Annotated in this window: 5 protein-coding genes and 2 pseudogenes; 2 read left to right on the plus strand and 5 right to left on the minus strand. The window is 39.3% G+C overall.

What is annotated here, in order from left to right:
- Positions 1-771: pseudogene (locus tag EGS71_RS22350) on the minus strand (relaxase/mobilization nuclease domain-containing protein); the annotation flags it as partial.
- Positions 761-1,168: a MobC family plasmid mobilization relaxosome protein gene (locus EGS71_RS22355; RefSeq protein WP_000016535.1), complete on the minus strand. Its 408-nt coding sequence runs from the start codon at positions 1,166-1,168 to the stop codon at positions 761-763. The gene EGS71_RS22355 and the pseudogene EGS71_RS22350, both read right to left, overlap by 11 nt.
- 1,002 nt (positions 1,169-2,170) lie before the next feature.
- Here EGS71_RS22355 and EGS71_RS22360 point away from each other — a divergent pair.
- Positions 2,171-2,857: a pentapeptide repeat-containing protein gene (locus EGS71_RS22360; RefSeq protein ID WP_002011386.1), complete on the plus strand. Its 687-nt coding sequence runs from the start codon at positions 2,171-2,173 to the stop codon at positions 2,855-2,857.
- Between the two features lie 90 nt (positions 2,858-2,947).
- Complete coding sequence (gene aadB, locus EGS71_RS22365; RefSeq protein WP_010883707.1) at positions 2,948-3,481, plus strand: aminoglycoside nucleotidyltransferase ANT(2'')-Ia; 534 nt, start codon at positions 2,948-2,950, stop codon at positions 3,479-3,481.
- Positions 3,482-3,639: 158 nt separating this feature from the next.
- On the opposite strand, the gene EGS71_RS22370 is transcribed toward aadB, so the two are convergent.
- From EGS71_RS22370 to EGS71_RS22380, 3 genes and pseudogenes are all read right to left on the minus strand, one after another.
- A complete protein-coding gene (locus tag EGS71_RS22370) occupies positions 3,640-4,308 on the minus strand; it encodes an Abi family protein (protein WP_000423610.1) in 669 nt (222 codons plus the stop codon).
- Positions 4,309-4,440: 132 nt separating this feature from the next.
- Positions 4,441-4,926: a hypothetical protein gene (locus EGS71_RS22375; RefSeq protein WP_051064109.1), complete on the minus strand. Its 486-nt coding sequence runs from the start codon at positions 4,924-4,926 to the stop codon at positions 4,441-4,443.
- 108 nt (positions 4,927-5,034) lie between these two features.
- Positions 5,035-6,078: pseudogene (locus EGS71_RS22380) on the minus strand (mobilization protein); the annotation flags it as partial.

A 6,078-nucleotide genomic window follows, 5' to 3' on the forward strand; every position in this document is an offset into this window, starting at 1 on the left:
AATTCGTTGTTGTACTTCTTGTCTATATTCGCCAGTAGCTCTAAAGCCTTGCTCATAAATCTCGCCCTCTAAACGGATGGGACGTTTTGCGCCCTCATATGGGTTTTCAATGGATATGGAGTTTTTTACTTGTCGAGTGACATTGATTTGATTCGATTCAAGCCATTGCACCAATTCTTGCCGATCGGCAACATCACCATTGGCAACCGCTCGGTAAACACGTTGATGTAACTGCGCTTTAAAATCCTTAATATCTTTGGGTAGGTTCTTTTTATTTAAAAATAGCTGTCGATGCTCAGGATCATCGGGGTCATACAGTGAATGTTCGGTATTAGTGATCTGCTTAAATAGATCGACTCGATCTAAATCGACTGGCGCATAGAATGGCTGTAGGCGTTTGCCTGTTGAAAGCTCAACATTAGGAATCACAAAATTAAGCTCAAGCCTTGTCTCACCTGTGTCCTGATTAATTTTGTCTTGGTGCTGTACCCATAAAATTTGATATTGGTCTTTATCTAGTCCCGGGAATAAACATTCCTCAAAATTTTGCATGATTTTCTGTTTATCCTGGTCAGATAAATCATGCTCATAAAAGGACAAACAACCACTGGTATATTTTTTGGCAAAAGGACTGCTATCAATGAGTTGTGCTGTCAGTTCTACATCACCATTGAGCACTTGAGCATGTTCACGCTCTCGATCTTCACCTAACAAATAATCGAGACAGCCTTTTGATAAACCTGAACCATGTCTAAAGAAATCAACGATCATCTGGACGTAACTCCCGAAGCTGCTGATCTATGGAAATCAACAAATGAAGTAACTTCACTTTGTCAAAAGTACCTACCCCTGCAATATCGGTATTCACTGCTTTAGCAATCTGATTCACATTGTTGCCAATCCGACCAAGCTCTAAAATTAATGCTCGCTCTGTCTTGCTATACGAAGATTCAACAACCTTTGTTGCTTTAATTTTTTGGTCATCTTCTGCTTTGGAATTATGAATTTTAGTCGCTTTCTCTACTGCTGCTTGTCTAAGCAACTTTGCAATCGAACCATAAGGATTATTGGAATCGAGCAATTGATATTCTGATTCTGAAAGTCTGACTTTAAAGGTTCGTTCTCGAACTGCTTTGCTCTGTTTGTTTTCTTGTTCCTGTCCTGACATTTCAATCTACCCTGCTTTGGCTTTTGTAAGCTTTAAATTGGAAAATCTTTGATTTTTCTGTTTAAAGCTTTTCGGGGGTATCGGGGGTGAAGCCCCTGATCAAGGTCACAGACTATCACTGTTTAACGAAGTTAAATAGGGGTAGCTGTGTATCCTTGCTTATTTAAAAATGGACGAGTGAAATTCAATAAAAACTAATCAAATGACACGGTATATAAACTCTAGTAGGTATTGGCATGAATCTTGTAAAAACAAATGCGCTCAACTCTTTCTCACCGTCCCCACATCCCTCGCTTTGCTCGGGCTGATGGTGAACGTTGAGAGAGTTTCGGCAATACTTTCCCTAAGAGGCTTTGATTTAAAAAAATCAAATATCCTCTTAAGTATTGCCGATTAACCTGTAATTGGGCTGACGGAGCCACGCATCGGTCGTATCCGCACATGGTTTTGCTGACCATGCAGACAAGGACTAAAGGTTTTGCACCTTCTCCCACGCGCTCCCTGTCGAAGTATGGTGGTATCTCTGCGAGGATTACTCCAACATGCAACTTAACCAACCTATACAACTACTTCCAACGCTCCGCCTATGTGAGATCCCCTGTAAGCGGTTTAGCCTTGCGACTATCGCTACGATGCACCAGTGACACTTATTCCCTCCACATGCAACGCATATCTTCCTTAAAAAAGGCGCACAGAAGTAGATAAAGCTCGACCGTTAGGTGCTTATTTGATGATTTAAACTGCTGAATTAACGAAGGACTTCAAATTGAGGCTTGTCAAACTGTTCTAATTCTTTAAAATAGATAGTGGTACTAGCCTTTAAGGTGAATATCAGTATGAGTTGCAAGCTCTGCCGATCTTTCGTTAATTGATGTTGCAAGCATCAAATAACTGTACCCATCGAATTTAAAACTAATGGACAGATTTCGCAAGAGACCTGTCCATTATTTTTTTTGATTACACCTAAGAATTAAGCTGAAACTCCTATTCTTTGGACTATTAATGTCAAAACTTCCTAGATTTCATAACAAGCACATCGAAAAACGTAAGTATTCAAATAGCCTCCTAGCCAAATCTATTTCTTCTAAAGTACGTTTCTCTAATAAAACATTTTTTAATGTTAATTTGAGAGGATCCCGCCTACGATCATGTTCATTCAAAAATATAAAAATTGTTTTATCTGATTTTTCAGGAGTAATCTTAAATAAGAATAGGTTTACGAATGTTCACTTCAAAAAGTGCGTATTTTATGCTGCTATTTTTAGAGATTGTCGCTTTAAAAATTGCACATTTGAAAAATGCATTTTTATTAATACAAATACAGAAAGCCTAAATCACTCGATATTAGACTGTTCTAAAAAATATAATTTTTACGAAATGAAAATTCCTGATGACTTAAAAGATCAACTAACAGAATATAGAAATATTCCAATACTGCAAAAAAACCGTTTACTTCATCTAAAAGGGGGAAGAATCAATACCGCAACCTTATTCATTCTCCTATCCAAAATATCCAAATACAAGCTGCTAAATGGTCTTAAAAAAATTTATATTGAGGAACAAAGTAAAGTAAAAATACTTAGCACTTTCAAACTCCTTGAAGAAATAAAGAACCTAGTTGACACTAACACCGCATTCAAACAGAATAATGGTGCTCTGCCCCATCCAATCGAAAGGTTGGATAGTTAAGACAATCACTGGGAGCTCACTATTGGATGTAACAATTCAATTAATAGTCTAATTACTGACATTCTGGGAGGGCTTACTATGTTAGGCCGCATGGACACAACGCAGGTCGCATTGATACACCAAATTCTAGCTGCGGCAGATGAGCGAAATCTGCCGCTCTGGATCGGTGGGGGCTGGGCGATCGATGCACGGCTAGGGCGTGTAACACGCAAGCACGATGATATTGATCTGACTTTTCCCGGCGAGAGGCGCGGCGAGCTCGAGGCAATAGTTGAAATGCTCGGCGGGCGCGTCACGGAGGAGTTGGACTATGGATTCTTAGCGGAGATCGGGGATGAGTTACTTGACTGCGAACCTGCTTGGTGGGCAGACGAAGCGTATGAAATCGCGGAGGCTCCGCAGGGCTCGTGCCCAGAGGCGGCTGAGGGTGTCATCGCCGGGCGGCCAGTCCGTTGTAACAGCTGGGAGGCGATCATCTGGGATTACTTTTACTATGCCGATGAAGTACCACCAGTGGACTGGCCTACAAAGCACATAGAGTCCTACAGGTTCGCATGCACCTCACTCGGGGCGGAAAAGGTTGAGGTCTTGCGTGCCGCTTTCAGGTCGCGATATGCGGCCTAACAATTCGTCCAAGCCGACGCCGCTTTGCGGCGCGGCTTAACTCAGGTGTTAGGAAACACTGCTACCGTTATCGGATTTACTGCTTTACTACTAACCTTGTTAATTCAACATTTGCAAAATAGTCTGACCTTTCGATTGTTTGGGGTGAAATTCTTATCTTAAAAATCTAAATATTCTTTTAGATCTAATGCAGATTGCTCGATAAAATCGTATGTATTAATACAACGACAGTAAATAAATTTTGTTAAAACCTCTAAATCATTTTCTAGATTACGGTTAAAAATAATCGGTTCATGATGAGCAATCCTGTTTCTTAATTCACGTAATTGATCTGTCCAATCGTAAAAAATTTGCCTGTTTTCAACTGTTGCATTAGGAAAAATAGAATTAAAACATCCCTGCCAAATACGTTCTTCATAATTAGCCATAAGCATCTTTTGCCAGAATACAAATTTAAGCTCAGGGATCATTTTACTAGGCGAATCTGGGAACTTCTCTTTAGCACTATCAAACATACTTTTAGGGCTATACCTCCCTCTACGGCTAAGGCTTCGAATAAAAGCTTCATTTTCATGCCAACTATTTGTTTCATTACACCTAAAAGATATTTCTATTGCCTGAACAACAGCATTTCTCAGAACAACTTCAAAATAATTTAATAAGTAAAAAAACTTATTGGAAATTATTAAATTACGTTCATAAAGCATCAATACATCAGATTTTTCATATGGTTCACCTTTATCTTTATAGAAATTTTCATACTTAGATAAGCGTGGTATAGATAAAGCCTGCTCTATCTTAAGCACTGCATCATTTGACAATTCCACCGTATATACCCTAATATATAGTTGTAAGTTTGAGAGACTGCGGATCTAAGATCTTCCCTCCCAAGCGCTAAGATTCAAAAAAGCCTTTCATTAACGTGAAAGGCTTTTTTCTTTTTTTGGTCAATTAAAAGCTTACATATTGATTGTAATTGAAATATTTTCTTGAGGGACATCAAAATAATTAGCTAATAGTCTCTTAGCTTCAGGAATAGATATTTTATCCAGTGTTTTAGAAGAATTATCTTCATTTAATTTGGTAAATTTCAGCTCATTCAAATCGATATTCATCTCTTCTAATGAACTATAAGAAACTGGATTCCGATTACCATCCCACATATTGGGAATAGATATATCAGCATATTCGGAGATATTTATTATCCATCTACCATCTGCATCTTCTTCTTGAGATTGGCTGATACTAGATATTTTGCCAACTAAAAATGCAGTGTGATGATCAGCCTCTGGTTCTCCCCAAGATTGTTTCCTATTTTGCACACAAACTAGATAATCGCACTTTCCTGCATTATGAGCATTTAGTCTCCAAGACTGACTACCACCTTCTTTTAAAATTCTAGTCTTTCCACGAGCAGTTAGTACTACTACACAGTTATTATTCATAACACCACCAAAATATATAAACAAGCCTATACTACATTCAATATAGCTAAATTTAAACATTAGTACAAGCTAATACTAAGAAATAAACACCAACATACTAGAAAATAATTACATCCCAAAATCCATACCTCGATCTTGCTTAGGTCGAGGTTTTTCTATCTCTTGTTTACGCTCATTCATCTGGACGAGATTTTTTTCAATATCTCGGATGTTTCGAGCAAATTCTGCTGCGCTTTGGCTACTTCTGACGAGACAGAATGCTGTGTGGTTGAGATTCTCTCCAGAATTTCTTCGTTGTTGGCTGTGATAAGGCTCATCTCTCGGACTTTGCCATTGATCTGCTCGGTATAGCTTGCTGTACTTCGTTCTAGCTCGTGAAATTGCTTCTGCATTGTCGCTAATGATTTCTGTGCTTGCTGTAAGCTTTGCTGATCGCTCTTGATTGTCTTTGATTGTGCTGACAAGGCTTGGATAATTTTGGTTTGCATTGTGTCTAAAGCTTGCTGTTGCTTCTGCAATTGCACTTGTTGTTGCATTAATTGTTGCTGTTGTTCTTCGATGATTCTCAATAATTGTGTTTCTAATTCGGTCATCGTTTAATACCCCATTGGAATCATGTAGCCGTTCTGCCATTCGCCTGCGTTCTTGTTGATCTGAATACATAGGCGCTGTGCTTTGCTGTCTGGTCGCTTGCATGTGCTGATCGTCAAACTGCCTCCCGATCGGTTCAAATGGTCGACCCTCATTTGCTTCTCGTTGATCACGGTATTTAGCGTCTGCATCTCGCTGTACTTGTTTTTGGTGACGAGACCAAGCGAGAAAATTGCTATAAGCAAAATAACTGCTACTGAAATCAGTCCCATATTCAAAGTGGTAAGTTTTTTCTGTACCGCTTGATTCTGGGCTTGTTGTTCTTGGCTCTGTATTTGCTCGTTTAATTGCGTTAAATGGCTCAATTTCGATTGCAGCAAGGTTTGATACAGGCTTAACTGCTTCTCGACCGTCTGGGCGTTGTTTTGAATGCTCTGGGCTATTTTCTCGTCCGACTGTTGGATAGCGGTCGCAGTGATATTGGCTCTTATGTTCAAGCTGTCTCTGATAGTCTGTGACGTTTGTTCGATACCGCTCAGAAGTTGTTCCTCTGTATTCTTC

This window comes from Acinetobacter sp. FDAARGOS_559 (assembly GCF_003940475.1).
GTDB lineage: Bacteria > Pseudomonadota > Gammaproteobacteria > Pseudomonadales > Moraxellaceae > Acinetobacter > Acinetobacter baumannii.

Coding starts and splice junctions, on each gene's coding strand:
- aadB (WP_010883707.1), top strand. CDS start 2,948: ATGGACACAACGCAGGTCGCATTGATACACCAAATTCTAGCTGCGGCA.
- EGS71_RS22360 (WP_002011386.1), top strand. CDS start 2,171: ATGTCAAAACTTCCTAGATTTCATAACAAGCACATCGAAAAACGTAAG.
- EGS71_RS22355 (WP_000016535.1), bottom strand. CDS start 1,168: ATGTCAGGACAGGAACAAGAAAACAAACAGAGCAAAGCAGTTCGAGAA.
- EGS71_RS22375 (WP_051064109.1), bottom strand. CDS start 4,926: ATGAATAATAACTGTGTAGTAGTACTAACTGCTCGTGGAAAGACTAGA.